Annotated in this window: 20 protein-coding genes and 1 rRNA gene; 12 read left to right on the forward strand and 9 right to left on the reverse strand. The window is 71.1% G+C overall.

Annotation, left to right across the window (positions count from 1 at the left end; genetic code table 11):
* Position 1: 1 nt before the first annotated feature.
* Positions 2-1,180 carry a 1-deoxy-D-xylulose-5-phosphate reductoisomerase gene (gene dxr / locus FH608_RS45730; RefSeq protein WP_139637452.1) on the reverse strand — a complete coding sequence of 393 codons (1,179 nt, stop codon included), beginning with the start codon at positions 1,178-1,180 and terminating at the stop codon, positions 2-4.
* Between the two features lie 198 nt (positions 1,181-1,378).
* Between dxr and FH608_RS45735 the strand changes: the two genes are divergently transcribed.
* From FH608_RS45735 to FH608_RS45745, 3 genes are all read left to right on the forward strand, one after another.
* A complete protein-coding gene (locus tag FH608_RS45735) occupies positions 1,379-2,398 on the forward strand; it encodes a trypsin-like serine peptidase (RefSeq protein ID WP_139637453.1) in 1,020 nt (339 codons plus the stop codon).
* 55 nt (positions 2,399-2,453) lie between these two features.
* Positions 2,454-3,620, forward strand: coding sequence for a trypsin-like serine peptidase (locus FH608_RS45740; protein ID WP_226900491.1), 1,167 nt, complete (start codon positions 2,454-2,456; stop codon positions 3,618-3,620).
* A gap of 63 nt (positions 3,621-3,683) precedes the next feature.
* On the forward strand, positions 3,684-4,118 hold the full coding sequence (locus tag FH608_RS45745; protein WP_139637455.1) for an SRPBCC family protein: 435 nt from the start codon (positions 3,684-3,686) through the stop codon (positions 4,116-4,118).
* Positions 4,119-4,259: 141 nt separating this feature from the next.
* Here FH608_RS45745 and FH608_RS45750 read toward each other — a convergent pair whose 3' ends face one another.
* Positions 4,260-5,687: an aldehyde dehydrogenase family protein gene (locus FH608_RS45750; RefSeq protein ID WP_139637456.1), complete on the reverse strand. Its 1,428-nt coding sequence runs from the start codon at positions 5,685-5,687 to the stop codon at positions 4,260-4,262.
* Between the two features lie 291 nt (positions 5,688-5,978).
* Between FH608_RS45750 and FH608_RS45755 the strand changes: the two genes are divergently transcribed.
* Both FH608_RS45755 and FH608_RS45760 read left to right on the forward strand, forming a co-directional pair.
* Positions 5,979-6,605, forward strand: a complete 627-nt coding sequence (locus FH608_RS45755) for a TetR/AcrR family transcriptional regulator (protein WP_139637457.1) — start codon at positions 5,979-5,981, stop codon at positions 6,603-6,605.
* 17 nt (positions 6,606-6,622) lie between these two features.
* A complete protein-coding gene (locus FH608_RS45760) occupies positions 6,623-7,774 on the forward strand; it encodes an extracellular solute-binding protein (RefSeq protein WP_139637458.1) in 1,152 nt (383 codons plus the stop codon).
* A gap of 97 nt (positions 7,775-7,871) precedes the next feature.
* On the opposite strand, the gene FH608_RS45765 is transcribed toward FH608_RS45760, so the two are convergent.
* Together FH608_RS45765 and gabT are read right to left on the reverse strand one after the other, a co-directional pair.
* On the reverse strand, positions 7,872-8,072 hold the full coding sequence (locus FH608_RS45765; RefSeq protein WP_394367748.1) for a hypothetical protein: 201 nt from the start codon (positions 8,070-8,072) through the stop codon (positions 7,872-7,874).
* Positions 8,073-8,282: 210 nt separating this feature from the next.
* Positions 8,283-9,611, reverse strand: coding sequence for a 4-aminobutyrate--2-oxoglutarate transaminase (gene gabT, locus FH608_RS45770; RefSeq protein WP_139637460.1), 1,329 nt, complete (start codon positions 9,609-9,611; stop codon positions 8,283-8,285).
* Positions 9,612-9,700: 89 nt separating this feature from the next.
* Between gabT and FH608_RS53510 the strand changes: the two genes are divergently transcribed.
* The gene (locus tag FH608_RS53510; protein ID WP_226900492.1) at positions 9,701-12,385 is read left to right on the forward strand and encodes a PucR family transcriptional regulator; all 2,685 of its coding nucleotides are present in this window, start codon (positions 9,701-9,703) and stop codon (positions 12,383-12,385) included.
* A gap of 92 nt (positions 12,386-12,477) precedes the next feature.
* On the opposite strand, the gene FH608_RS45785 is transcribed toward FH608_RS53510, so the two are convergent.
* Positions 12,478-13,974, reverse strand: a complete 1,497-nt coding sequence (locus FH608_RS45785; RefSeq protein ID WP_139637461.1) for a CoA-acylating methylmalonate-semialdehyde dehydrogenase — start codon at positions 13,972-13,974, stop codon at positions 12,478-12,480.
* Entirely contained in the window at positions 13,971-15,251 is a 1,281-nt protein-coding gene (locus FH608_RS45790; protein ID WP_139637462.1) for an aspartate aminotransferase family protein, read from the reverse strand. The genes FH608_RS45785 and FH608_RS45790 overlap by 4 nt, the downstream gene beginning before the upstream one ends.
* A 248-nt stretch (positions 15,252-15,499) precedes the next feature.
* Between FH608_RS45790 and FH608_RS45795 the strand changes: the two genes are divergently transcribed.
* Positions 15,500-16,198 carry an alternative oxidase gene (locus FH608_RS45795; protein WP_139637463.1) on the forward strand — a complete coding sequence of 233 codons (699 nt, stop codon included), beginning with the start codon at positions 15,500-15,502 and terminating at the stop codon, positions 16,196-16,198.
* Positions 16,199-16,231: 33 nt separating this feature from the next.
* Here FH608_RS45795 and FH608_RS45800 read toward each other — a convergent pair whose 3' ends face one another.
* Complete coding sequence (locus tag FH608_RS45800) at positions 16,232-17,623, reverse strand: MFS transporter (RefSeq protein ID WP_264372954.1); 1,392 nt, start codon at positions 17,621-17,623, stop codon at positions 16,232-16,234.
* Between the two features lie 112 nt (positions 17,624-17,735).
* Between FH608_RS45800 and FH608_RS45805 the strand changes: the two genes are divergently transcribed.
* Genes FH608_RS45805 through FH608_RS45820 form a run of 4 tightly spaced genes read left to right on the forward strand, consistent with a single transcriptional unit; the run spans position 17,736 to position 22,258 of the window.
* Positions 17,736-18,440 (forward strand): TetR/AcrR family transcriptional regulator, encoded by a 705-nt coding sequence (locus FH608_RS45805; protein ID WP_139637465.1) that lies wholly within the window; start codon positions 17,736-17,738, stop codon positions 18,438-18,440.
* Positions 18,441-18,500: 60 nt separating this feature from the next.
* A complete protein-coding gene (locus FH608_RS45810) occupies positions 18,501-20,129 on the forward strand; it encodes an AMP-binding protein (RefSeq protein WP_139637466.1) in 1,629 nt (542 codons plus the stop codon).
* Between the two features lie 57 nt (positions 20,130-20,186).
* Positions 20,187-21,803, forward strand: coding sequence for a PucR family transcriptional regulator (locus FH608_RS45815; protein ID WP_139637467.1), 1,617 nt, complete (start codon positions 20,187-20,189; stop codon positions 21,801-21,803).
* 53 nt (positions 21,804-21,856) lie between these two features.
* Positions 21,857-22,258: a cupin domain-containing protein gene (locus tag FH608_RS45820; protein WP_139637468.1), complete on the forward strand. Its 402-nt coding sequence runs from the start codon at positions 21,857-21,859 to the stop codon at positions 22,256-22,258.
* 10 nt (positions 22,259-22,268) lie between these two features.
* On the opposite strand, the gene trpS is transcribed toward FH608_RS45820, so the two are convergent.
* Positions 22,269-23,231, reverse strand: a complete 963-nt coding sequence (gene trpS / locus FH608_RS45825) for a tryptophan--tRNA ligase (RefSeq protein WP_193319007.1) — start codon at positions 23,229-23,231, stop codon at positions 22,269-22,271.
* 257 nt (positions 23,232-23,488) lie between these two features.
* Here trpS and FH608_RS45830 point away from each other — a divergent pair, with 257 nt between their 5' ends.
* Complete coding sequence (locus FH608_RS45830; protein ID WP_139637470.1) at positions 23,489-24,958, forward strand: phosphodiester glycosidase family protein; 1,470 nt, start codon at positions 23,489-23,491, stop codon at positions 24,956-24,958.
* A 139-nt stretch (positions 24,959-25,097) separates the two neighbouring features.
* Here the strand turns inward: FH608_RS45830 and rrf are convergent.
* A 5S ribosomal RNA gene (gene rrf, locus FH608_RS45835) occupies positions 25,098-25,214 on the reverse strand.
* Positions 25,215-25,216 lie beyond the last annotated feature (2 nt).

The raw sequence follows: 25,216 nt of genomic DNA on the forward strand, positions 1-25,216 counted from the left end.
TTTAGGTAGTCAGCTCCGCCGCCCGGGCGCGCGCCCAGGCATCGGCGGCGAGCACCTCGTCGACGGAGTCGGCCGGGGTCACCCGATGCTCCTCGACCACCTTGGCGACGGTGTCGACGATCGCCGGGAACGGCAGCGCGCCGCGCATGAACACCTCGACGCACGCCTCGTTGGCCGCGTTGTAGACGGCGGGCGCGGTGCCGCCCGCCGAGCCGACGTGCCGGGCCAGCGCGACCGAGGGGAACGCGGCGTCGTCGAGCGGCTCGAACGTCCAGGTGTGGGCCGTGGTCCAGTCGATGGCCCGCGCCGCGCCGGGGATGCGCCCGGGGTGGCCGAGCGCCAGCGCGATCGGCAGCCGCATGTCGGGCGGGCTGGCCTGGGCGATGGTGGAGCCGTCGACGTATTCGACCATGGAGTGGATGATCGACTGCGGGTGGACCACCACCTCGATGCGGTCGAATCCGAGGTCGAACAGCAGGTGCGCCTCGATCACCTCGAGGCCCTTGTTGACCAGGGTCGCGGAGTTGATGGTGATGACGGGGCCCATCGACCAGGTGGGGTGGGCCAGCGCCATCTCGGGCGTGACGCCGGCCATCTCCGCGCGCTTCATGCCGCGGAACGGCCCGCCGCTCGCGGTGACCACGAGCCGCTTGACGCTGTCGGGGTCGTGGCCGCCGGGGCCCGAGGCCCACAGGCACTGCTGCAGCGCCGAGTGCTCGGAGTCGACCGGCAGGATCTGGCCGGGCTTGGCCAGCCGCTTGACCAGCGGGCCGCCGATGATCAGGGACTCCTTGTTGGCCAGCGCCAGCGTCCGGCCCGCTTCGAGGGCGACCAGGGTGGAGGTCAGCCCGAGCGCGCCGGTGATGCCGTTGAGGACCGTGTCGCAGGGCCAGGCCGCCACCTCCGCGACGCCTTCGGGGCCGGCCAGCACGGCGGGCCGCGCGCCGTGCGCCGCCAGCGCGTCCTTCAGCGCGGGCACGGCCGCCTCGTCGGCCACCGCCACCGCCTCGACACCGAACTCCGCCGCCTGCCTGGCCAGGAGCTCGACCTTGCCACCCCCCGCGGCCAGCGCCGCGACCCTGAAGCCGCCCGGGCGGGCGGCGATCACATCGAGGGCCTGGGTGCCGACGGAGCCGGTGGAGCCGAGCACGACGACGGAGCGGAGGGTCTCTTCATGCACCTGTCCATTGTCCCCGCTGCGGGGCGTACTCAGGCACGCGGCGCCGACCGTGTCAAAACTCCCGCACTTAAGTGACGTCAGTTAATGGAGTTCATTTATGCCGGAATATGGCCATAGCGGTATGCGCAAATCTTGAGAAATGCGGATGTTGCTCCCACTACCTTCCGAAGCCCAGATCCGGTTTTCGGGAGGTACGTAATGCACCGCAGAATCGTTCGGCTTTCCCTCCTCACCGCGGGCCTCGCCGCGGGAGCCGCCCTGCTCCCTGTGGGCGCGGCGCAGGCCGGCGTCCAGGCGCGGCCCAAGCCGGCCCAGCACGCCGCCGCGGACTCGGCCTCCGAGCAGCGGAAGGTCCTGACGTACTGGACCGAGCAGCGCATGGAGGCGGCCCGGCCGCTGGAGGCGCCGGCCCCCGGGAAGGCCGCCGAGCTCGCCATGGACGAGCCCGCGCAGGGCACCCCGTGGACCGCGCAGCCCACCGGCGCGGGCGCCGCTGGCGCGGGCCGCTCCGGCGCGCGGTTGCAGGCCGCCAGGTCGTCCGGCGCGGCGTGGACCGGCGGCGGCACCGTCGTGAAGACGACCGGCCGGATCTTCTTCACCACGCAGGGCAGGAACGCGTCCTGCTCGGGCTCGGCGGTGACCAGCGCGAACAAGAGCGTCGTGCTGACCGCGGGCCACTGCGTCAAGCTGAATGGCACGTTCCACACCAACTGGGTCTTCGTGCCCGGTTACGCCAACGGGCAGCGGCCGTTCGGCACCTGGCCCGCGACGAAGCTGCTCACCACCCCGCAGTGGAACTCCGGCGAGGACATCAACTACGACGTGGCCGCCGCCGTGGTCGCGCCGCTGGACGGCAAGTCGCTGGTGGACGTCGTGGGCGGCCAGGGCGTGGCGTTCAACCAGCAAAGACGGCAGCAGATGTACGCGTTCGGCTACCCGGCGGCGGCGCCGTACGACGGGTCCAAGCTGGTCTACTGCAGCGGCCGGACGTTCGACGACTACCTCATGAGCGAGGACCACGGCCTGACCTGCGACATGACCGGCGGTTCGAGCGGCGGCCCGTGGATGCTGAATTTCAACGAGTCGACCGGGCTCGGCACCCAGAATTCCGTCAACAGCTTCAAATACAACTTCGCCCCGAACTGGATGTTCGGCCCATATTTCGGGAATGAGGCTCAGGCCGTCTACCAAGCCGCGCAAAGCACCAACGCAGCCTAAGGAATTTACCGAAAGTAGCCACAAGAACACATCTCGTGGTGCACACTCGGGGGGCATGACCTTGAGCACCCCCCTGCTTGCGGCCGCCCCGCTCCTGGCGGGGCTGATCGGGCCCGCCCTCCTCGGCGCGGCCCCCGGCCGGCAGCAGGCCGACCCGCCCGCCCCTCGGGCCGTGCGCGCCGAGATAGTCGAGCACGTCGCCGCCCGCACCACCGCCGAGCAGCGGCGCGTGCTCGACTACTGGACGCCTGAGCGCATGGCCGGGGCGCTGCCGATCGGCCTGCTCGACCTCGTGACGGACGGCGCCGGCCTGCTGAGCGGCCTGACCGGGCACGCGGGCCCAGCGGCCGCCCCGGCCGTACGCCCCGCCCCGGGCGCGCGGCCGGCCCCGCCCGCGCGGCCCCACCCCGACGAGCGGTCCGCTCCCGACGCGCGGCCGGCTCCCTCCGTGGGGACGGCCCCGGAGGCGCGGCTCGTCCCGAAGGCCGGGCTCGTCCCGGGTGTGCGGCGGCAGGCGGCCGCGCGGCCGCTGACCAGCACGGCGGGCTCGCGCTGGAGCACGGGCGGCGCCGTGGCCAGGACCACGGGCCGGGTCTTCCTGACCATGGCGGGGGCCGACTTCGTCTGCTCGGCCAGCACGGTCAAGAGCGGGAACAGGGACGTCGTGGTCACCGCCGGCCACTGCGTCAAGGACGGCGCCGGCGAGTGGGCGGCCAACTGGACGTTCGTCCCCGGCTACGGGACGGGCGGCGAGCAGCCGTACGGGCAGTTCGCGGCGCGCCGCATGTTCGTCGCAGGGCCGTGGTCACGCGGCGGCGACGACAACTACGACGTGGGCATGGTGGCGCTCGCCACCTCGGGCGGCAGGCACGTGGCCGACGTGGTGGGCACGCAGGAGATCGCCTTCAACGCGGCCCGCGGCGGCCAGGCGTTCGGCTTCGGCTACCCCGCCGACCCGCCGTACGACGGCGGCCACCTGGTCTACTGCGCGGGACGGCTCCGGGCGGACCCGTACGGGCAGAGCCGCGACCAGGGCCTGAGCTGCGACATGACGGCGGGTTCGAGCGGCGGCCCGTGGATGACCGGGTTCGACCCGGCCACCGGCAAGGGCACGATCACGTCGCTGAGTAGCTTCAAGTACAGCGACGACCAGGGCACGATGTACGGCCCGTACCTGGGCGACGCCGCCAAGGCCCTGTTCGCCTCGGCCGAGCGCGCCTAGTGCGGTGACCGCAAACGTTCACCGGGTTCAGTTGTGGCTCGACCGGCCTTCTAGCATTGCCGGATGATCGAGCTTCAGGAGGACGGGGAAATCGCCTGCCCAGCCGCGCTGGTGTGGGCGATCGTCGCCGACTACGGCCAGGATCCACGCTGGCGGAAGGGCGTCAAGACGATGGCGCCGCGACCCGAAGGCATCGTCCGGGTGGGCACGACGACTGCTGAGGTGATGCGGTTCGCGGGCCGGACCTATCGCAACGGCGGCGAGGTCATCCAGGTGGAGCCGGGTCGTTCGTTTGCCTGGCGCACCACCTCGGGGATCGACGCCGAGGGCGGCAGGCTGGTCGAGCCGCTCGGCGAGGAGCGGTGCCGCTTCACCTTCCACGTGTGCGTCACCCCGCGCGTGACCTCTGAGAAGTTGCTGGAGCCGGCGCTGAGATGGTTGCTGCGGCGGTCGATCCGCGCCGACATTCGCCGATTGGCATGCCTTTGTGCTTCTTGACCCCGAGGTCACCCGTTGCAGGGCTGCTGGGGACGATCAGCTACTCATGTCGCGTAATCACCCGACCCGCTGAACGTGTGCGGTCACCGCACTAGGCGCGCGCCCGGCGTCCCCGGGCGGCTCCCGGCCCGCCGCCCGGGCTCACAGCGCCAGACCGGTCAGCACCATGACCTTCTCGTACGTGTAGTCCTCCATCGCCGAGCGCAGCCCCTCGCGCCCGATCCCGGAGTCCTTCACCCCGCCGTACGGCATCTGGTCGGCCCGGTACGAGGGCACGTCGCCGACGATGACGCCGCCCACCTCCAGCTCCCGGTTCGCACGGAAGGCGGAGTCGAGCGAGCGGGTGAACACCCCGGCCTGGAGCCCGTACTTCGAGTCGTTGACCATCGCGTACGCCTCGTCGATCGAGGCGGCCGTCTGGACGATCATGACGGGGCCGAAGACCTCCTCGCACGCCACCTTGGCGTCGTGCGGGACGTCGGCGAGCACGGTCGGCGCGATCGTGGCGCCCTCGCGGGTGCCGCCCGCCAGCACGCGGGCGCCCGCGGCGACCGCGTCGCCGACCCACTGCTCCACCCGCTCCGCGGCGGCCTCCGAGACCAGCGGGCCGACCTGGGTCTTCTCGTCCGCCGGGTCGCCGGTGACGAGGGCCGCGACGGCGGGCAGCAGGCGTTCGAGGAAGGCGTCGTGGACGGGCTGCTCGACGATCACCCGCTGCACGGCGATGCAGCTCTGGCCGGCCTGGTAGTTGGAGTAGAGGGCGATGCGCTGCGCCGCCCAGTCGAGGTCGGCGTCGGCGAGCACCACGGCCGCCGCGTTGCCGCCCAACTCCAGCGTCACGTGCTTGCGCGGCACCTGGTCGGCGATGGCGTAGCCGACCGGCGCGGAGCCGGTGAACGACACCACGGGCAGGCGCGGGTCCTGGACCAGCGCCGAGGCGCGCTCGTTCGGGACCGGCAGCACCGAGAACATGCCCGCGGGCAGGTCGGTCTCCGCCAGGATCTCGCCGAGCACGAGCGAGGAGAGCGGCGTGGCGGGGGCGGGCTTGACGATGACGGGGGCGCCGACGGCGATGGCGGGCGCGACCTTGTGGGCGACCAGGTTCAGCGGGAAGTTGAACGGGGTGATCGCCAGCACGGGCCCGTAGGGGACGCGGGAGACGTACGCCAGCCGGCCGGCCGCGGCGGGCTCGGTGTCGAGCCGCTGCACCTCGCCGGACCAGCGGCGGGTCTCCTCGGCGGCGAAGCGGAACGTGGCGACGGCGCGGGCGACCTCGCCGCGCGCCCAGAGGATGGGCTTGCCGTTCTCGGCGGTGATGAGGCGGGCGAGCTCGTCGGCCCGCTCCGCGATGCGGCGCGACACGTGGGCCAGCGCCTCGGCACGCACGTGCACGGGCAGCGCCGCGGCCTCGCGGGCCACCTCGTGGGCGGCCGCGACGGCCTCCTCCACCTGGGCTTCTGTCGGAACCGAATGCCGCCCGGCCGCGCGGCCGTCGTGGGGGTTGGTCACAGTGAGTTGGGAGTCCCCGGTCGCGGCGCGGCCGGCGAGCCAGAAGGTACGCACGTCCATACACATGACGTTATGCCAACCGGGAGCTGGGGGATTTACACCACGGTGCACAAGACTCCCATGAGGGCTCACCGTTAAGTACAACCTCCGTGGTCTACCCATGATGTAACAGAAGTAGACCCAATTCGGGATGTTTACCATGCGGGGTGGTTTGAGCGATCTCCGCCATGGCTAAGTCATCGTGTGCGGGTCTCCAGCGCGGCGGGCCCCCGAGCAGAAAGGCGTGGGCCCCGTGACCGAACAACGTGAGGTCACAAGGACGCTGAGCTCCTTGGCGACAGAGGAGGTCGCATGACCTCCGCGCCGCTGGGGCTGCAGGGCGCCTACCTCCGGGGCGAGCGCGCCAGCCACGACGAGCTGCGCTCGCGGCTCCTCGACGTGGCGGTCAACCTCCTCGACAGCGACGGTCCCGACAGCCTGACCATGCGGCGGATCGCCGCCGAGGCGGGCTGCACGACGACCGTGATCTACACCATGTTCGGCAACAGGGAGGGCCTGGCGGAGGCGCTCTACCTGGAGGGGTTCGAGCGGATCCGCCGGTTTCTGGAGTCGGTTCCGGCGCGGCGCAGCGCGTACGAGCACCTGACCGCGCTCGGCCCCGCGTACCGGCAGGCGTGCCTGTCCGAGCCGGGCTACTACAGCCTGATGTTCGAGCGGGCGATCCCCGGCTTCGAGCCGAGCGAGCGCGCGAGGACGCTGGCCCGCGCGGCGCTCAACATCCTCGACCGGGTGATCTCCGACTGCATCTCGGCCGGCTACCTGGTCCCGACCCAGCCACGCAAGGTCGCGGACGCGCTGTGGGCGGCCGCCCAGGGCGCGATCAGCCTGGAACGTGCCGGTCACCTGCGCGACGGGAGCACGTACGAGGCGGTCACGACGGCCGTCATCCGCTGCTACATGGTGGACAAGCAGGAGTAGACGTCCCTGTCCCCGGTATGCTCCAGCACACGGACGAGGGGACCAAGGGGGACATCGTGGATCGTCGTCGTGCTTGCGCCCTGGCGCTGGCCGCATCGGCACTGGTCGCCGGCATGGGCGCGGCCCGGCCGGCCCCGACGCCCACGTCGTCCCGCACCCCGACGCCCACGCCCAGCGCGACCCAGAGCGACGGCACGCTGCAGATCCTCACCTACCGCGGCTACGCCGAGTACGGCGGCGTCAGCCCCAAGGTCAACTGGGTGGGCTCGTTCGAGAAGGAGACCGGCTGCCGGGTCGCCAAGCTCGACACCGTGCAGACCGCGGAGGACATGGCCTCCAGGGTCAACAGCCAGGCTTATGACGTGATCTCCGCCGGCCCCGTGCTGGCCGCCCAGCTGATCGAGGGCAAGCGCGTGCAGCCCGTCGACCCGGCCAAGGTGAGCGGCTACGACGACATCGACGATCGCTTCCGCGACATGGTCACCGTGTCGGGCAAGGTGTACGGCGTGCCGTACCTGTGGGGGTACCACGAGTTCGTCTACGACTCCTCCCAGGTGAAGGGCGACCTGCGGCAGGCGTTCGCGTCCGGCCGGGTGGCGCTCAGGGACTCCCCGCTGACGATCGCCGACGCCGCGCTGGCCGACAAGTCGGTGAAGGAGCCGTTCGAGCTGACCGAGGAGCAGCTCGACCAGGCGATGGCGCTGCTGGAGGAGCACAAGGACCGCACCTACTGGCGCAACCCGATCGACCTGGTGCAGGGGTTCGCCACGGGGTCGCTCGACTACGCCCAGGCCACGCCGTACTATCGCCTGCTTTTGCAGAAGGCCGGGAAGCCGGTCAAGGCGCTCAAGACGCACAGGACCACCGGATGGCTGGACTCCTGGATGCTCGGGGCGAACGTCCCCGACACCACCTGCGCCTACCGCTGGCTCAACTGGATGACCGCGGCCGGCGTGCAGCGCGACGCCGCCGCGTGGGCGGGGCTGGCGCCGGCCAACGCCAAGGCGTGCAAGGGGCGGGCCAAGCTGATGTGCGACACGTACGGGCGGGGCAAGCGGCTCGACCGGGTGTCCTTCGCCGTGCGGCCGCCCGGGGATTGCCGCGCAGATGACGGGGAATGCACTGATTACAAGGCTTGGACCGAAAGGTGGCAGAGCCTGGCCAAGTAGCGCGGGCGCGCCCGAGTTCCCCCGCTGGGCGCGGCCTGTAGGGACGCCCCGGGCCTTCCCCCCGTCCCGGGGCGTCTCGCATCGCCGTCCGTCGCGATCAGCGGGACGGGAAGGCCACCACCGTGGCCTTCGGTGCCGGCACCAGCGCCTCGGCGCAGTCGCCGCACGCCAGAACCGCTGATTCGTCGGGCAGCCGGCCCACGCGCACGCGCGGGCGGGGCCACTTCTTGTGGCAGACGACGCAGGCGTCGCCGTCGCGCTGGGCCCAGGTCAGGCCTTCAGGGTCGAACGTCAACACACTCCGCGCCGTTCTGGTCGGACTCCAGTTCATCACGCTTCCTGCAGCCATCGCCCATCCGTATGTCGCAACCGTTATAACTCTGACCGAGGCCGTGAGCGTCCAGCTGAGCGTCAAGTCAGGGTGAATTCTCTACCCGAGTGACGCCACTTACACCACAAAATCGGGCATCCAGCCGCAAGCCGGATGCCCGATTGATGGGGTTTTCTACTAGAGTTCGGCGACCGCCTTCTCCAGAATGCCGAGGCCCTCCTCCAGCAGGTGCTCGGGGATGACGAGCGGGGGCAGGAAGCGCAGGACGTTGCCGTACGTACCGGCCGTCAGGACCAGCAGGCCCTCGGCGTGACAGCGCTTGACCACCTCCTGCACGGCGGTGGGGTTCGGCTCCTTGGTGCCCGGCTCGACCAGCTCGATCGCGATCATCGCGCCCCTGCCGCGCACGTCGCCGATCACGCCGAAGCGCTCCTGGAGCGCCTTGAGCCGGGGCAGCATGATCTCGCCGATGCGGCGGGCCCTGGCGACGAGGTCCTCCTCCTCGATGGTCTCCAGCACGCCGAGTGCCGCCTCGCAGGCCAGGGGATTGCCGCCGTACGTGCCGCCCAGGCCGCCGGCGTGTACCCTGTCCATGATCTCCGCCCGTCCGGTCACGGCCGCCAGCGGCAGCCCGCCCGCGATGCCCTTGGCGGTGGTGATGAGGTCGGGGACGACGCCCTCGTCCTCGCAGGCGAACAGGTTCCCCGTACGGGCGAAGCCGGTCTGCACCTCGTCGGCCACGAACACGATGCCGTTGGCCCGGCAGAACTCCGCGATCCGCGGCAGGAAGCCCCTGGCGGGCACGATGAACCCGCCCTCGCCCGCGATCGGCTCGATCACCACGGCGGCCACGTTCTCGGCGCCGATCTGCTTGGTGATCATGTCGATGGCCTGCGCCGCGGCCTCCTCGGCGCAGTTCTCGGGACCGGTCGGCCAGCGGAACGGGTACGCCAGCGGCACCCGGTACACCTCCGGAGCGAACGGGCCGAACCGGTGCTTGTACGGCATGTTCTTGGCGGTCAGCGTCATCGTGAGCAGCGTGCGGCCGTGGTAGCCGTGGTCGAACACGACGACGGCCGGCCTGCCGGTGGCGTGCCTGGCGATCTTGACCGCGTTCTCCACGGCCTCGGCGCCCGAGTTCACCAGGAACGTGCGCTTCTCATGGTCGCCCGGGGTCAGCTCGTTGAGCTTCTCGCAGACCCGGACGTACGACTCGTACGGGGTGACCATGAAACAGGTGTGGGTGAAGTCGGCGACCTGCTTCTGGACGCGTTCGACGACCTTGGGGGCGGCGTTGCCCACGCTCGTGACGGCGATGCCGGAGCCGAAGTCGATCAGCGAGTTCCCGTCGGCGTCCTCCAGCACGCCACCCCCGGCCCGGGTGACGAAGACCGGCAGCGTGGTGCCGATCCCGGGCGGGACGGCGGCCAGCTTGCGAGCCAGCAACTCCTGCGACTTGGGACCTGGGATCGCGGTCACGACGCGCCGCTCCTGGGGAATGGTCATGGCTCGACGCTATGGCGGCCTCCCACCTGCGCCGATACGTCGATATGTCACACTAGAAGGAGCGTCTTTGCCAGAATGGACAAACTCGCATGCCGCCTTCTCTCCGGACCGTGGTCCGCCGCATGGCCCTCCGGCCGGTGGCCGGCCTCCCCGGCCACCCGACGCCCCGCCACGGCTCTGCGCCGCCGGACTCGGGACCGGCTAAGGCCGCGAGGCGCACCGGCGGCGACGGGCTGGACGCGGTGGTGCGCTGGGTGGCGGTCAGCGAGCTCGCGGACCCCACACCGTACCTGGAGGGCGGCGAGCTCCTGCTCACCACCGGCCTGCGCATGGAAGGCGACCAGTCCCCCTATGTCGCCCGCCTCGTGGCCCGCGGCGTCGCCGGGCTCGGCTTCGGCGTGGGCGTCTCGCACGAGGAGATCCCTCCCGCCCTGGTCACCGCCGCCGACGAGGCCGGGCTGCCGCTGTTCGAGGTGCCGCGCGAGACGCCGTTCATCGCGATCGGCAAGGCGGTCAGCGAGCTGCTGGCGGCGGAGCAGTACGAGGAGATCACGCGCGCCTTCGCCGCCCAGGGCCGCCTGACGCGGGCGGCGCTCCGGCCCGAAGGCATGCACGCGGTCATCGACCGGCTCGCCAAGGAGGTCGGCGGGTGGGCGGCGCTGCTGGACGAGTGCGGCGAGGTCCGGCACGCGACCCCTGGCGCGAACACGGACGCCGTCCTCGCGGAACTCACCCACTTCCGCACCGGCCACCGCCCGGAACCGACTCATGTCCCGGGACCGAGCAGTCCTCCAGAGCCGACCGGCTTGACAGAGCCGACCAACCTGACAGGGCCGACCAACCAGACGGAGCCGACCAACCAGACGGACACGGCCTGTCGCCCGGAGCCGGGCCACCCTGCTACCGGCCAGAACCACCTCCCCGGACCGGACCAGCGTGCGGAGTGGAACCGACATCTGGAGCGGGGCCACCACCCGGGGCTCGGCCGTCCCTTCGAGAACGGCCTCGGCCGGAAGCCCGGCCCTCTCCCCGACCCGGACCACCCCATGGAGCCCGGCCCGACCGAGTACGGGGTCGGTGACCGCCAGCGCACCGAACACCCTGTCCGCGACGGGACCGGCGGCGTCACACCTCCGGGACCCGGAGGCGGCGGCCGCGACGCGGGGCACATCGCCCGCATGAACGGGAACGCCACCCACCGCTCCGGCCCCACTCAGAGCACCGGCAGCGCCGCTCAGGACGCCGCTGCCGGCCGTGACTCCGGCACCGCTCAGGACCTCGGCGCCACTCATGACGCCGCCGCCAGCAGGGACCCCGGCACCGCTCGAGACCCCGGCACCGCCCGAGACCCCGGCACCGCTCAGAGCCCCGGCACCGCCCGGGACCCCAGCGCCGGTCAGGACCCCGGAGTCGCTCAGGGCGGGCTCGCGCCTGGAGACCCCGCTGCCCCTCGGGACCTGGGTGCCGGCCCTCGAAATCTGGGTGCCCCTCGGGACCTGGGTGCCGCTCGGGATGCGCGGGCCGCTCGGGCTGCCGGGCGCCTGGGTGGTGGTGGGCCGTTCCCTGCCAGCCTGGCGTTGTCCGCCCCCGGGGAGCACATCGTGGTGCAGCCGCTGGGTGGCGGGGCCCGGCCGCGCGGGTTCTTCGCCGTCGGGGCAGGGGAGCCGTTCTCGCCGGTCACCCACACCGTGATCAACGCCGCCGGCTCCCTGCTCACCCTCGCCATGGAGCAGGGCAGAACCCACCAGGAAGCCGGGCGGCGGATCCGCTCCGCCGTACTGGAGCTGCTGCTCACCGGTGCCGAGGAGCGGGGGCGCGCGGTGCTGGGGCGGCTCGGCAGGCGGCTCCCCGAGGAGCCGCTGGCGGTGCTGGCCGCGGACGCGGACGCGTTGGAGGCGCTGGAGCCGCACGCGTTCGCGGTGCTGCTCGACGACCAGGGCGACGCCGGCTTCCGGGCGGCACGCGACCGTACGACCGTCTGGGGAGCGGAAGCGGCTCGTACGTCCTCCGAGGCAGCGGGAGACACGCTGCCCGCCGGGCGGAGGACAGGTTCCCCCTCCGCCGGACGGGCTGCGGGCCCGGTGACCATCGCGCTCGTGTCCGACGCCACGGCGGAGGCGACGGCGCTGGAGGCGGACGGCCCGGTGGGTGTCAGCCTGCCGTGCGGCTACGCCCCGGAAGCCCTGTACGGTGCGCTGGACCAGGCACTGCGCGCCCTGGACGCCGCCAGGAACGGCTGGTCGCCACCGCCGGGCCCCGGCTTCGGCACGCCGACCGGCGCGACGAGCACGGCCGGCACAGGCCCGACCGGCCCCGGCCGAGGCACCGCAAGCGCGGCCGGCCGAGGTGGCACGGGCATGGCCGGCCGAGGTGGCGCGGCCGAGCGGAGCGGCATGCGACCGGCCGGGCGGGATGGCGCGGGAGCAGGCGTCCGGAGTGGCGCGGGGGGCCGGGGGCGGGGGAACGTCGTGCGGTTCGGGGAGCTGGCCGGGCAGGGCTTGCTCGGGCTGCTCGACCAGGCCGCCGTCCAGACGTTCGCCGCCGCGCTGCTGGCCCCCCTCACCGCGTACGGATCCAAGGCCGACCTGGTCGAGTCGCTGCGCGCGTACCTCGACAGCAACGGCCACTGGGACGCGGCGGCGCAGCGGCTCGGCGTGCACCGCCACACCCTGCGCTACCGCATGCGGCGCGTCACCGAGCTGCTGAACCGCGACCTCGACGACCCCGGAGTGCGAGCCGAGCTGTGGCTCGCACTCGAGGCCACCCGCCGCTGAGGCCACCCGCCGCCAAGACCACCCGCAGCTGAGAAAGCCCACCGCAGCGGCGCCCCGCCACTGAGACGGCCCGCCGCTGGGGCGACGCGGCGCTACTTGTTGGTGGGGAAGCCCAGGTTCAAGCCACCGTGGGAGGGGTCGAGCCAGCGGGAGGTGACGACCTTGCCCCGGGTGTAGAAGTGCACCCCTTCGGTCCCGTGCACGTGCGTGTCGCCGAACAGCGACGCCTTCCACCCGCCGAAGCTGTAGAAGGCCATCGGCACCGGGATCGGCACGTTGACGCCGATCATGCCGACCTCGACCTCGTTCTGGAAGCGCCGGGCCGCCCCGCCGTCGTTGGTGAAGATCGCGGTGCCGTTGCCGTACTCGCCGTCGTTGATGACCTTCAGCCCCTCCTCGTACGACGACACGCGCACGATCGACAGCACCGGCCCGAAGATCTCCTCGGTGTGCGTACGCGAGCCCACCGGCACGTGGTCCAGCACCGTCGGGCCCAGCCAGAACCCGCCCGCACCCCCGCCCCGCACGGCCTTCTCCCGGCCGTCCACGACGAGCTTGGCCCCTTCCTCGACCCCCAGGTCCAGGTAGGAGGCCACCTTGTCGCGATGCGCGCCGGTCACCAGCGGGCCCATCTGCGAGGCCGGGTCGTCGCCGGGACCGACCACCAGCCCGTCGACGCGTTCGACGATCTTCTGCACCAGCTCGTCACCGATCGGGTCCACGGCCAGCACGACGGAGATCGCCATGCACCGCTCCCCCGCCGACCCGAACCCGGCCGACACAGCGGCGTCCGCCACCAGGTCGAGGTCGGCGTCCGGCAGCACCAGCATGTGGTTCTTGGCGCCGCCCAGGGCCTGCACCCGCTTGCCCCGCGCCGTGCCGGTCTCGTAGACGTACCGGGCGATCGGGGTGGACCCGACGAACGACACCCCGCGCACGTCCGGGTGCTCCAGCAGCCGGTCGACGGCCACCTTGTCGCCCTGCACGACGCTGAACACGCCGTCGGGCAGCCCCGCCTCCTTCCACAGCCGGGCCATCAGCAGCGACGCCGACGGGTCCCGCTCCGACGGCTTGAGCACGAAGGCGTTCCCGCACGCGATCGCGATCGGGAACATCCACATCGGCACCATCGCCGGGAAGTTGAACGGCGTGATCCCCGCCACCACCCCCAGCGGCTGCCGGATCGAGTAGGTGTCCACCCGCGTCGAGACGCCTTCGGAGAACCCGCCCTTGAGCAGGTGCGGGATCCCGCAGGCGAACTCCACGACCTCGATGCCGCGGGCCACCTCGCCCAGCGCGTCGGAGTGGACCTTGCCGTGCTCGGAGGAGATCAGCGCGGCCAGCTCGTCGCGGTGCGCCTCCATCAGCTCCCGGAACTTGAACAGCACCCGCGTCCGCTTGACCAGCGACGCGTCCCGCCAGGCGGGGAAGGCGGCGACGGCCGCGGCGACGGCCGCGTCCACCTCGGCCGCCGACGCCAGCGCGACGTGCCCGCTGACCTCGCCGGTCGCGGGGTTGAAGATCTCCGCGGTACGGCCCGAGGCGCCGTCCACGAGCGCGCCGTTGATCCAATGCGTGACCGACTTCACTGAGCTGCTGCCTCCGCGTCGATGGTTTCCAGGGCGGTGACGATGATGCCGAGGCCCTCGACGGCCTCGTCCACCGTGAGGGTGAGGGGCGGGGCCATGCGGATGGCGTTGCCGTACAGGCCGCCCTTGCCCGCCAGCAGCCCCGCCTTCTTGGTCTCCTCCATGAACCGGCCGGCCTGCGCGGGGCTCTCCAGCTCGACGGCGAACATCAGCCCCTTGCCGCGCACGGCCTTGACCACGGACAGCCGCCCGGCGGCCTCCTGGAGGCCGCGGATGATGATGTCACCGGTACGCGCGGCGTTGGCCTGCAGGTCGTGGTCGAGCACGTAGTCGAGGGTGGCGTTGGCGGCGGCCATGGAGATCGGGTTGCCGCCGAAGGTGGACAGGCCGACCGCGTGCGGCCCGTCCATGAGGTCGCCGCGCGCCACCACGCCGCCGACGGCGAACCCGTTGCCGAGCCCCTTGGCGAACGTCATCATGTCGGGCGTCACGCCGTGGTTCTGGATGCCGAAGAACGCGCTGCCGGTACGGCCCCAGCCGGTCTGGACCTCGTCCGAGATGAACAGGATGCCCTGCTCGTCCAGCACCTCCTTGTACGCGGCGAACAGCCCGTCGGGGGCCATCGTGAACCCGCCCACGCCCTGGATCGGCTCGGCGATCAGCGCCGCCACGTCGTCGGAGACCGCGGTGGCGAGCACGTGGCGCAGGTCGTCGACGCACGCCTGGATGTAGTCGGCGTCCGACATGCCCTTGAACTGGATGAGGTGCCGGTCGGTGCCGTGCAGGAAGTGCGCGTTGAGCGGGGAGAGCGAGTTGTTCTTCCAGGCCCGGTTGGCGGTGATGCCGATCGTGCCGAAGCTGCGCCCGTGGTAGCTCTGCCGCATGGCGAGCACCTGGTCGGTCTTGCGCGCGTACGTCGCGAGCAGCAGGGCCGTCTCGTTGGCCTCGGTGCCGGAGTTGGTGAAGAACACCTTCGCGTTCGGGATGCCGGAGAGCCGTGCGATCTTCTCGGCGAGCTCGATCTGGCCGCGCAGCAGGTAGACGGTGCTGGTGTGCACCACCCCGGTGGCCAGCTGGCGCTCGACGGCGTCACGCACCTCGGGGATGTCGTAGCCGATCATGTTGGTCAGGATGCCGGCGAAGAAGTCCAGGTAGCTCTTGCCGTCGGCGTCGATGACCCGGTTGCCCTTACCGCTGACGATCTCTATGGGGTCGTTGTAGTTGAGTGCCATCCAGTTCGGCATCACTGCCCGGTGGCGCGCGAGAAGCTCCGACATGCTACCGAGTATCCCTTTTCGTGGTCGCCGACCTGACCTACAAGCTGTCGGCCTGCCAGAAAAATCCTTTACACCCTGCAAACTACCGCGTCCCGTCCCCTAGGGGATCGCCCGTCCGCCTGGAGGCGTACTCCGCTCCCGGCCGGTACGTCCCCGGAGGCATCGCGAATGACCACTGGCGGGCGACGCCCCGGGCCGCCTCGGCCGGCCACCATCGGAGCATCCCGAAACGCGAAGGAGAGACCGAGATGACCATCACCGTGGACCGCCGCCCCGAGGCGCCCTCCGGCCCGCCCAAGCTCGACCGCGCGCAGCTCCGCAAGGCGCAGGACGACACCCTGGCCACCCCGCGCATGGACTACAGCCTGCTGGCCAAGATGATGTTCAAGCCGGTGGACGTCATGTACGGCGCGAAGGGCTCGTACACGAAGTTCGCCATGCTCGAAATCATCGCCCGCGTGCCGTACCAGGCGTGGGAGCGGATGGGCTACTGGGCCATGCACCGGCACAGGGGCCGCTCGGCGCTGGCCAGGAGGGTGTACGAGCGCATCGTGGAGGCGCGGGCCGACCAGGACAACGAGCAGTGGCACCTGCTGATCCTGCAGGACCTCGTGCAGCGCGCCGGGCAGCGCCAGAACTGGCTGCTGCACCGGGTCGCGCCGTGGCTGATCGCGTTCTTCTACTACCACGTGTCGTGGGTGCTGTTCCTGGTCCGGCCGGACTGGAGCTACCGGCTGAACGCGGAGTTCGAGGATCACGCCGAGCACGAGTACATGACGTTCGTGGCCGAGAACCCGGACCTGGACTTCGTGCCCGACCCCGGCACGTACGCCGCGGAGTACGGCCGCTACCGCTCGGTGGCCGACCTGCTCCGGCAGATCGGCCACGACGAGCGTACGCACAAGCTGGACAGCCTGGAGACGATGCGTGAGCCCCGTGTCCGCTGAGCACCCGGGCACGGGAACGGCGCCGCCGGCGCGTCAGACGGCCGCCGGCTCGGGGGCCCGCGGGGTGGGGGCCGGGCGCAGCACGGACAGGGCGAGCAGCGCGGCGGCCACGCAGAACGCGGCCCCCACCCACGAGCCCAGGTGCATGGCGGAGGTGAACGCCTGGTTGGCCGCCTCGGAGAAGCCCGCCAGGTGCGCGCCGCCGATCGACTCCCTGGCGACGGCGGGCAGGTCGGCCGGCATCTGCGAGGTGTACCGGCCGGCCAGCACGCTGCCGAGGACCGCGATGCTCAGCGCCATGCCGACCTGCTGCACGGTGTCGTTGAGCGCCGAGCCCACGCCGGCGTGCTCCATGGGGATGGCGCCCATGAGCGAGGAGTACGCGGACGGCCCGGCCAGCCCGGCGCCCATCCCCATGATCACCAGCCCGGTGGCGAGCGGGAGGAAGCCGGTGGTCAGGGCCATGACGACGAACCCGCAGGCCATGACCATCAGCCCCGCGCCCACCAGCGCCCGGTTGCCGACCCGCTTGCCCAGCCCGGCGCCCACGCCGTTGAAGATCGCGGCGGCCACGGCGTAGGGCAGCATGGCGAGGCCGGCCTGCATCTCGCCGTACCCCAGCACGAACTGCAGGTACTGGGTCAGCATCAGCATCACGGCGCCCGCACCGAAGGCCATCAGCAGGATCGAGAACGACGCGCCGCTGAAGTTGCGGTTGGCGAACAGGTGCAGCGGCAGCATCGGCTGGGCCTGCCTGCGCTCCCAGACCACGAACGCGCCCAGGGCGACGACCGCGAGGGCGATGCCGATCACGTTCCACTCGCGCTCGATGATGACGTACACGCCGGCCGTCAGCCCCACCGTGGAGAGCACCACGCCCACCGGGTCGATCTTCCGGCCGCCGCTACGGCTCTCGGGCATGAGGACGAGGGCGGCCACGATGGCGATGGCGGCGATCGGGATGTTCAGCAGGAAGACCGAGCCCCACCAGTAGTGCTCCAGCATGAAGCCGCCGATCGTGGGGCCCGAGACCATGCCGACCAGGGCGACCGCGCTCCAGGCCGCCATCGCCTTGCGCCGCTCCGCCTCGTCGAAGACGGTCATCAGGATCGAGAGCGTGGAGGGCATGACGAGGGAGCCGCCGATGCCCATGAGAGCGCGGGCGGCGATGAGCTGCCAGGGCTCGGAGACGAGCACGGCCACCAGCGACGCGCCGCCGAAGAACGCCAGGCCGATGATCAGGAACCTGCGCCGGCCGTACTTGTCGGACAGGCTGCCCGAGGTGAGCAGGAGTCCGGCGTAGGCCAGCACGTAGGCGTCGATGATCCACTGGATGTCCGACGGGGTCGCGCCCATCTCCTTGTTCAGGGAGGGGATGGCGAGGTTGAGCACGGTGTTGTCCACGACAAGCACCAGCAGCGCCAAGCAGAGTACGACGAGAATCCACCAGCGACGGGGGTCTCGTACAGCGTTCGAGTCCACTCGCACACCGTACGACATCACTCGTACAGTGTGCGAGTGGTTTTATCCTAAGAGGATGACCAGCAAGCAGTTCACCTCCGTGTGGCTCCGCGAGCCCCGCAAGGCCGCGAGCCCCGGGCGCAGCCGCGACGAGATCGTCAGCGCCACCGTCGAACTGCTCGACGCGGAGGGCCTCAACGGGCTGAGCATGCGCAAGCTGGGCGCGAAGCTGAGCGCGGGCGCGACCAGCCTCTACTGGTACGTCGCCAACAAGGACGAGCTGCTGGAGCTGGCGTACGACCAGGTGTGGGCGGAGATGAGCGTCCCCGACCCCGATGAGGTGGGCTGGCGCGACTCGGCCGCGGTGCTGGCCCACAGCATGCGCCAGGTGATGCTGCGCCACCCGTGGTCGGCCGACATCGTCGGCCGGATGCCGGCGCTCGGCCCGCACGCCATGCACGTCGCCGACCGGATGCGCCGCATGTTCAAGCTGGCCGGGTTCCGCGGTACGGAGATCGACTTCGCCGGCTCCACGCTCACCGCCTTCGTGTTCGGCATGACCATCCCGGAGATCGCCTGGGACACCGCGACGAGCGGCGACGACTACGACCCCGAGGCGATGCGCGACCTGGTCCGCAAGGCCGCCGCCCGCTACCCCGAGATGCTGGCGAGCATCGACATGGACAGATACGACGATCCGCGTGTCGTGCGGGAGCTCTGCTTCGACTTCGGCCTGGTCTCGATGCTGGACGGGCTTGAGCGGCGGCTCACGACGGCATGACGGGGATGGAGAGGCACCCGCGGCCTTGAGCGGGGAGCGGGGAAGTAGCAGGATCCGGGCATGAGCGATTTCCGTGCCGCCCGTGACTTCCTCCTCCACGCCGATCCCGACACCGCCCGACGTGACTTCCGCTGGCCGGAGACGGCGGAGTTCAACTGGGCGCTCGACTGGTTCGACGGGGTGCTGGCCGCCGAGACGCCCGACGCCGTGGCGCTCAAGATCGTGGGAGAGAGCGAAGCGCGCTACACCTTCGCCGAATTGTCCGCCCGGTCCAACCAGGTCGCGAACTGGCTGCACCGGCAGGGCGTGCGCAGGGGCGACCGGATCCTGCTCATGCTGGGCAACCAGGCCGAGCTGTGGGAGTCGCTGCTGGCCGCGATGAAGCTGGGCGCTGTCATCATCCCGGCCACGACGCTGCTGACGACCAAGGACATCGCCGAGCGCATCGAGCGGGGCGGGGTCTCCCATGTGATCGCCGGCTCCGACGACGCGGGGAAGTTCGGGCCCGGCGAGTACACGAAGATCGCCGTGGGTGACGCGTACGGCTGGCTGCCGTACCACGAGGCGTACGAGGCGAGCGAGCGCTTCGTCCCCGACGCGCCGACGCGGGCCGGTGACACGCTGCTGCTCTACTTCACCTCGGGCACGACCTCGCAGCCCAAGCTGGTCGAGCACACCCACGCCTCCTATCCGGCCGGGCACCTGTCGACGATGTTCTGGATCGGGCTCCGGCCCGGCGACGTGCATCTCAACGTGTCCTCGCCCGGGTGGGCCAAGCACGCCTGGAGCAACGTGTTCGCCCCCTGGAACGCGGGCGCCACCGTGCTGATCCACGACTACCGGCGCTTCTCGGCCCCCGCGCTGCTGGAGGTGCTGCGGGACGAGCGGGTCACCACGTTCTGCGCGCCTCCGACCGTCTGGCGCATGCTCATCCAGGAGGACCTGGCGGCGTGGCGGCTGCCCCTGCGTACGGCGGTGGCGGCCGGCGAGCCGCTGAACCCGGAGATCATCGACCAGGTCGCCAAGGCGTGGGGCATCACGATCAGGGACGGGTACGGGCAGACCGAGACCACCGCGCAGATCGGCAACGCGCCGGACGAGCCGGTCAAGCCCGGATCGATGGGGCGTCCGCTGCCCGGTTACGACGTCGTGCTCATCGACCCGGTCACCGGCGAGCCGGGCCGCGACGGCGAGATCTGCCTGCCCCTGGACGACCGCCGCCCCCTCGGCCTCATGTCCGGATATGTCGGTGGATCTAGTGACGCGATGCGCGACGGCTACTACCACACCGGCGACGTCGCCACCCGCGACGAGGACGGCTACATCACCTACGTCGGCAGGACCGACGACGTCTTCAAGGCCTCCGACTACCGCATCTCGCCGTTCGAGCTGGAGAGCGTGCTGCTGGAGCACGCGGCCGTGGCCGAGGCGGCGGTGGTGCCCGCCCCCGATCCCGTACGCCTGGCCGTACCGAAGGCTTATGTGACGCTCGCGCCCGGGTTCGCGCCGGACGAGGCGACCGCGCGGTCGATCTTCGAGCACTGCCGCAGGGAGCTCGCCCCCTACAAGCGGGTACGGCGGCTGGAGTTCGACGAGCTGCCCAAGACCATCTCCGGCAAGATCCGGCGGGTGGAGCTGAGGGTGCGCCGGCCTCAGCAGGAGTACCGGGAGGAGGACCTCAATACATGACAAGCTGTAAATTGGCATATGGTCGCTTTTACAGGCTGATCGGCTAGGCTCTGCCCCGTGCTGCCCACCATCGCCGACGTCCTCGCCCTTGAGACCGTGCGCCGGGGCAGCCCGCGCGTGGTCGCGGGCGCCGACCGGCTGGACACCAAGGTGCGGTGGGTGCACGTCGGCGAGATCGCCGACATCGCGCACCTGCTGCGGGGCGGCGAGCTGGTGCTCACCACGGGCGTGGCGCTTCCCGACGACCCGGAGAAGCTCGCCGACTACATCGGCGAGCTGTCCTCGGTCGGGGCGTCCGGGCTGATCGTGGAGCTGGGCCGCAGGTTCGTGCGCGAGCTGCCGCGCGCCGTGGTCAAGTCGGCCGAGGAGCACGGCCTGCCGGTCATCGTGCTGACCCGCGAGACGCCGTTCGTGCAGATCACCGAGTCGGTGCACGCCCGGATCATCGACATCCAGCTGGAGGAGCTGCGCGCCTCCGACCAGCTTCACGAGGTCTTCACCGAGCTGTCGGTCGAGGGCGCGTCGCCCGCCGAGGTGCTGGCGCAGGTGGCCAGGCTCTCCAACCGGCCCGTGCTGCTGGAGAACCTCGCGCACCAGGTGCTGGCCTGCGAGTCGGCCGGGCGCGACGCCGGAGCCCTGCTGGCCGGCTGGGAGACCAGGTCGCGGGCGGTGGCCCCGGCCGAGCGGACCGCGTTCGACCCCGCCTCCGGGTGGCTGGTGACCACGGTGGGGGCGCGCGGGCAGGACTGGGGGCGGCTGATCCTCATCTGCGACTCGCCGCCGTCGCCGCGCGACCTGGTGCTGGCCGAGCGGGCCGCCACCACCCTCGCCCTGGGCCGCCTGCTCGAACGCCACCAGGAGTCGCTCGAACGCCAGGCGCACGGCACGATCATCACGGGCATCCTGACCCACGCCTATTCCGACCCCGACGAGGCCGCCGCCCGCGCCCGTGCGGTCGGCGTACCGCTCACCGGTCGCAAACTGGTCAGCGTGGTCATCAGGCCCACCGACCCCGTCGACCAGGCGCTCGACGGCCAGGCGCAGCTCGGCGAGCTGGCCGAGGCCACCGCCGCCGCCTGCCGCGACGCCCGCCTGCCCGCCCTGGTCGGCGCGCTCGACCAGGAACGGGTCGGGGTCCTGCTGCCCCTCCCGCCGCGCAGCCACGCCGAGCCCGCGCTGAGCGCGCTCTCCGAACGGCTGCGCGCGCTGTGGCGGTCGGGGTCGTCGTTCGTGCTGGCCGCCGGCTCGGTGGTGGAGTCCATCAGGGACGTACGGCGCAGCTTCCTCGAAGCCGAGCAGGTGGCCGACGTGGCCGTACGCCAGCCCGACGGCCGGGCCTTCTACCGGCTGCCCGACCTGCGCCTGCGCGGGCTGCTGCACCTGCTGCGCGACGACGCCCGGCTGCAGACGTTCGCGGAGCGGGAGCTGGGGCCGCTGCTGGCGCACGACGCGCAGCGGGGCGGCGACCTGGCCCGGATCCTGCGCATCTACCTCGACGCGGGACGCAACAAGGCGGTCGCCGCGCAGAAGGCCCACCTGTCCAGGCCGGCCTTCTACGACCGGCTGCGCCGCCTCGAACGCATCCTGGACACCGACCTGGACGACGTCGAGTCGTGCATGTCGCTCCACGTGGCACTGCTGGCCCTGGAGTCATTCCGCCGCGAGCCCCGCTAGCCGTTCAGGGCTCGGGGCCGCCGGAGGCCGTGAGATGTGCTGGAATGGGCGATATGTCTGATGTGCTGATGCCCGACCCGCCAGACCTCAGCCGCATGCTCGCCACCGCCGGCGCGTTCGCCGTCCCCGTCCACGACGTACGGCTGACCCCCGACGACCTCGAACCCGAGCAGATCGTGGCGGGTGACCCGGCCGCCTCGTCGCTGGAGCTGGGCGGCGGCCGGGGCATCCGGGAGCTCACACCGGGTGTCGTCACGGACGTGGAGACGGACAAGCTCTTCGTCGTGCTGTCGGGCAGGGCGACGATCGCCGTCGAGGGCGGCACCACCATCGAGGTCGGGCCCGGTGACGTGTGCCTGCTCGCCGAGGGCGCCAGGACCACGTGGATCGTGCACGAGACGCTGCGGAAGGTCTACCAGGTCCGCCACCCGGAACAACCCGCCGCCACCCCGTGAACGTCGCCGATCAGAAGCCCATCGCGTCCCGTACCTCGCCCAGTGTGATCACCGCCCGCTCCCTGGCCCGCTCGTTCCCCTCGGCCAGGATCCGCCGCACGTCACCCTCGGTGTGCTCGGCACGGCGCTTCCTGATCGGCCGCAGGAACTCGTTCACCGCCTCCGTGACCAGCCGCTTGAGGGCGGCGGCGCCGCCGTACCCGATCTCGTCCGCGATGTCCCGCGGCGCGCGGCCCAGGCAGAGGCCGGCCAGCGTGAGGAGGTTCGCCACCTCCGGGCGGTTCGTCTCGTCGAAGGTGATCAGCCGTTCGGAGTCGGTGCGGGCCTTGCGGATGAGGGCCGCCGTCTCGTCCTCGGTGGCCGACAGGGCGATCGCGTTGCCGCGGCTCTTGCTCATCTTCCCGCCGTCGAGCCCCTTGAGCAGCGGCTGCTCCCCCATCATGGCTTCGGGCAGCGGGAACACCTCGCCGTACCGCTCGTTGAAGCGGCGCGCCACCAGCCGCGTCACCTCCACGTGCGGGAGCTGGTCCCGGCCGACCGGCACCAGCGTGCCCTTGCAGAACAGGATGTCGGCCGCCTGGTGCACCGGATAGGTGTACATCAGTCCGCTGACCGCCTGCTGCGAGCTGTGCGCGATCTCGTCCTTGACGGTGGGGTTGCGGCTTAGCTCGGCCACCGACACGAGGCTGAGGAACGGCAGCAGCAGCTGGTTCAGCTCGGGGATCGCGCTGTGCTGGAAGACGATCACCTTGGCCGGGTCGATGCCGACCGCGAGGTAGTCGAGCAGCAGCTCGGTGATGTTGCGCTGGATGCTGCCGGGCAGGTCGCGGTCGGTGATGACCTGGTAGTCGGCAATCAGCACGTACATCTCGTACGTGTCCTGCAGCCTGACCCGATTGGCCAGCGAGCCGAAGTAGTGGCCGAGATGCAGGGGGCCGGTCGGGCGGTCACCGGTGAGGACGACGTGGTTCATTCGGTCTCTCCTTGAGGTCATGCCGTCTCGGAGAGAACCCGCTCGCATCGGGGGCCGTCTCGGAGACGGCCCGTGCATGGGGAAATCAGCGGCCGTCTGTCGGCCGCCACCACATGCAGATGCGCTTCATACATGAATGGTATCCGAACGCGGTGTCAATCTTGTAACCACTTCCGCCGATTTCGCGCGTTCTCCTGCCCTGTGGACCTTGATCTAGCCAGGATGGTGCGGTCCCTTTTCCGCCCTCTGGAGAATTCATGTCTCGACGAACCCTCGCCGGCGGCTTGGCCATGGCTGCCGCGCTCCCTCTCACCGCCCTGCCCGCCGTCGCGGAGCAGGCGTCGGTGAGGTTCCCGTCGGCCAAGTTCCCGCTGGGCACCGGGCAGGTGCCGACCAAGAAGGCGATCGCCGTCACGCAGGGCATCGACCTGTACGACGTGAAGGCCGGCACATCGACCGACGGCTACACGGTGACGGTGCTGATGCCCAGCGGCCGCGACTACGGCAAGCAGGCGACCGCCGAGGCCAGGGCGGCCGAGGTGGAGGCGGCCGGGGAGACCCCGAGCGTGCAGAAGGTGATCCGGCCCAGCGTCGCCGACGCCCCCTCCCAGACCGTGTACATGGTCAGGGTCGGCCTCTGGTCCCTCAAGGACAAGAAGAAGGCCGAGAAGACGGCCGACACGCTCAAGGACGCCGGGCTGAAGGTCAAGGTCGACTACCTCGGCGACGACGGCCTCAAGACGACGGGCCCCTGGGACGTCAAGGTCGTGATGATCGACGCCAAGACGTTCCGCGGCTCGTACGTGGCCTCGCTCGGCACCAGCGTGGCCAAGCGGGAGACCGTCTCATCGATGGCCAAGGCGCGCCACGCGCTGGTCGGGGTGAACGGCGGCTTCTTCAACATCCACACCGCCAAGGCACTGCGCGGCGAGCCCGTCGGAGCGTCGGTGGTGGGCGGCAAGCTGCTCAGCGAGGCCGTCCCCGGCCGCACGGCCGTCGTGCTCAAGGGCCGCACCGCCCGCATCACCGAGCTGGAGACGGCCGTGACCGCGACCTCCCAGGACGGCCAGCGGACCGAGGTCAACGGCGTCAACCGGGCCGCCGCGACGGACGAGCTGGTGCTCTACACGGAGGAGTACGGAGCCAAGACGCCCACCGGCGGGACGGACGCCGTGCTGGACGCCAACGGCAAGGTCGTCGCCCTGCGCGAGTCGGGCGCCGCGGTGGCCGCCGGCACGCGGGTGCTGCACGGCAACGGCCTGGCCGCCGAGTGGCTGTTCGAGCACGTCTTCCAGGACTGGACGGTACGGGTCGACACGAAGGTCGTGGACCTGCGTACCGACAGGGCTCTCAAGCTGACCCCGGACCTGAACGTGATCTCGGGCGGCGTCGGCCTCGTACGCAACGGCAAGGTGAAGATCACCGCCAAGCGGGACGGCCACGACTCCATGAACATGATCCTCCGCCGCCACCCGCGCACCCTGCTCGGCGTCACCGGCAACGGCAGCCTCATCCTCGCCACCATCGACGGCCGCAAGCCCGGCGAGACGGTGGGAGCCAACTTCCACGAGGCGGCCCAGTTCATGCGGTGGCTGGGGGCGAAGCAGGCCATCAACCTGGACGGGGGCGGCTCCACGGCGATGGTGGTCGGCAAGAAGGTCGTCAACCATCCTTCGGACGGCGCCGAACGCGCCGTCGGCGACGCCCTCCTGGTCCTGCCCAAGTAACGAGCGCGCTGCTGCCCAGCGGGGCCGGGTCGGCACTACGTATGTGCCGTCCGCCTCCCTGGGCCGCCGCCCTCAGAAAAACTCCCGGAACGCAAAAAAGGGCCCTACGCGTTCCCGCGTAGGGCCCTTTTCAAAGATTGTCCGGCGGTGACCTACTCTCCCACACCCTCCCGAGTGCAGTACCATCGGCGCAGAGAAGCTTAACTTCCGGGTTCGGAATGTAACCGGGTGTTTCCTTCCCGCCATAACCGCCGTAAC

Origin of the sequence: Nonomuraea phyllanthi (assembly GCF_006334985.2) — a bacterium.
In the GTDB taxonomy this organism is placed as follows: Bacteria; Actinomycetota; Actinomycetes; order Streptosporangiales; family Streptosporangiaceae; genus Nonomuraea; species Nonomuraea phyllanthi.

Bases quoted from the DNA above. Each gene is read 5' to 3' on its own strand.
- FH608_RS45735 (WP_139637453.1), top strand. From the start codon at position 1,379: ATGCACCGCAGAATCGTTCGGCTTTCCCTCCTCACCGCGGGCCTCGCC.
- FH608_RS45740 (WP_226900491.1), top strand. From the start codon at position 2,454: ATGACCTTGAGCACCCCCCTGCTTGCGGCCGCCCCGCTCCTGGCGGGG.
- FH608_RS45745 (WP_139637455.1), top strand. From the start codon at position 3,684: ATGATCGAGCTTCAGGAGGACGGGGAAATCGCCTGCCCAGCCGCGCTG.
- FH608_RS45750 (WP_139637456.1), bottom strand. From the start codon at position 5,687: ATGGACGTGCGTACCTTCTGGCTCGCCGGCCGCGCCGCGACCGGGGAC.
- FH608_RS45755 (WP_139637457.1), top strand. From the start codon at position 5,979: ATGACCTCCGCGCCGCTGGGGCTGCAGGGCGCCTACCTCCGGGGCGAG.
- FH608_RS45760 (WP_139637458.1), top strand. From the start codon at position 6,623: ATGCTCCAGCACACGGACGAGGGGACCAAGGGGGACATCGTGGATCGT.
- gabT (WP_139637460.1), bottom strand. From the start codon at position 9,611: ATGACCATTCCCCAGGAGCGGCGCGTCGTGACCGCGATCCCAGGTCCC.
- FH608_RS53510 (WP_226900492.1), top strand. From the start codon at position 9,701: ATGCCGCCTTCTCTCCGGACCGTGGTCCGCCGCATGGCCCTCCGGCCG.
- FH608_RS45790 (WP_139637462.1), bottom strand. From the start codon at position 15,251: ATGTCGGAGCTTCTCGCGCGCCACCGGGCAGTGATGCCGAACTGGATG.
- FH608_RS45795 (WP_139637463.1), top strand. From the start codon at position 15,500: ATGACCATCACCGTGGACCGCCGCCCCGAGGCGCCCTCCGGCCCGCCC.
- FH608_RS45805 (WP_139637465.1), top strand. From the start codon at position 17,736: ATGACCAGCAAGCAGTTCACCTCCGTGTGGCTCCGCGAGCCCCGCAAG.
- FH608_RS45810 (WP_139637466.1), top strand. From the start codon at position 18,501: ATGAGCGATTTCCGTGCCGCCCGTGACTTCCTCCTCCACGCCGATCCC.
- FH608_RS45820 (WP_139637468.1), top strand. From the start codon at position 21,857: ATGTCTGATGTGCTGATGCCCGACCCGCCAGACCTCAGCCGCATGCTC.
- trpS (WP_193319007.1), bottom strand. From the start codon at position 23,231: ATGAACCACGTCGTCCTCACCGGTGACCGCCCGACCGGCCCCCTGCAT.
- FH608_RS45830 (WP_139637470.1), top strand. From the start codon at position 23,489: ATGTCTCGACGAACCCTCGCCGGCGGCTTGGCCATGGCTGCCGCGCTC.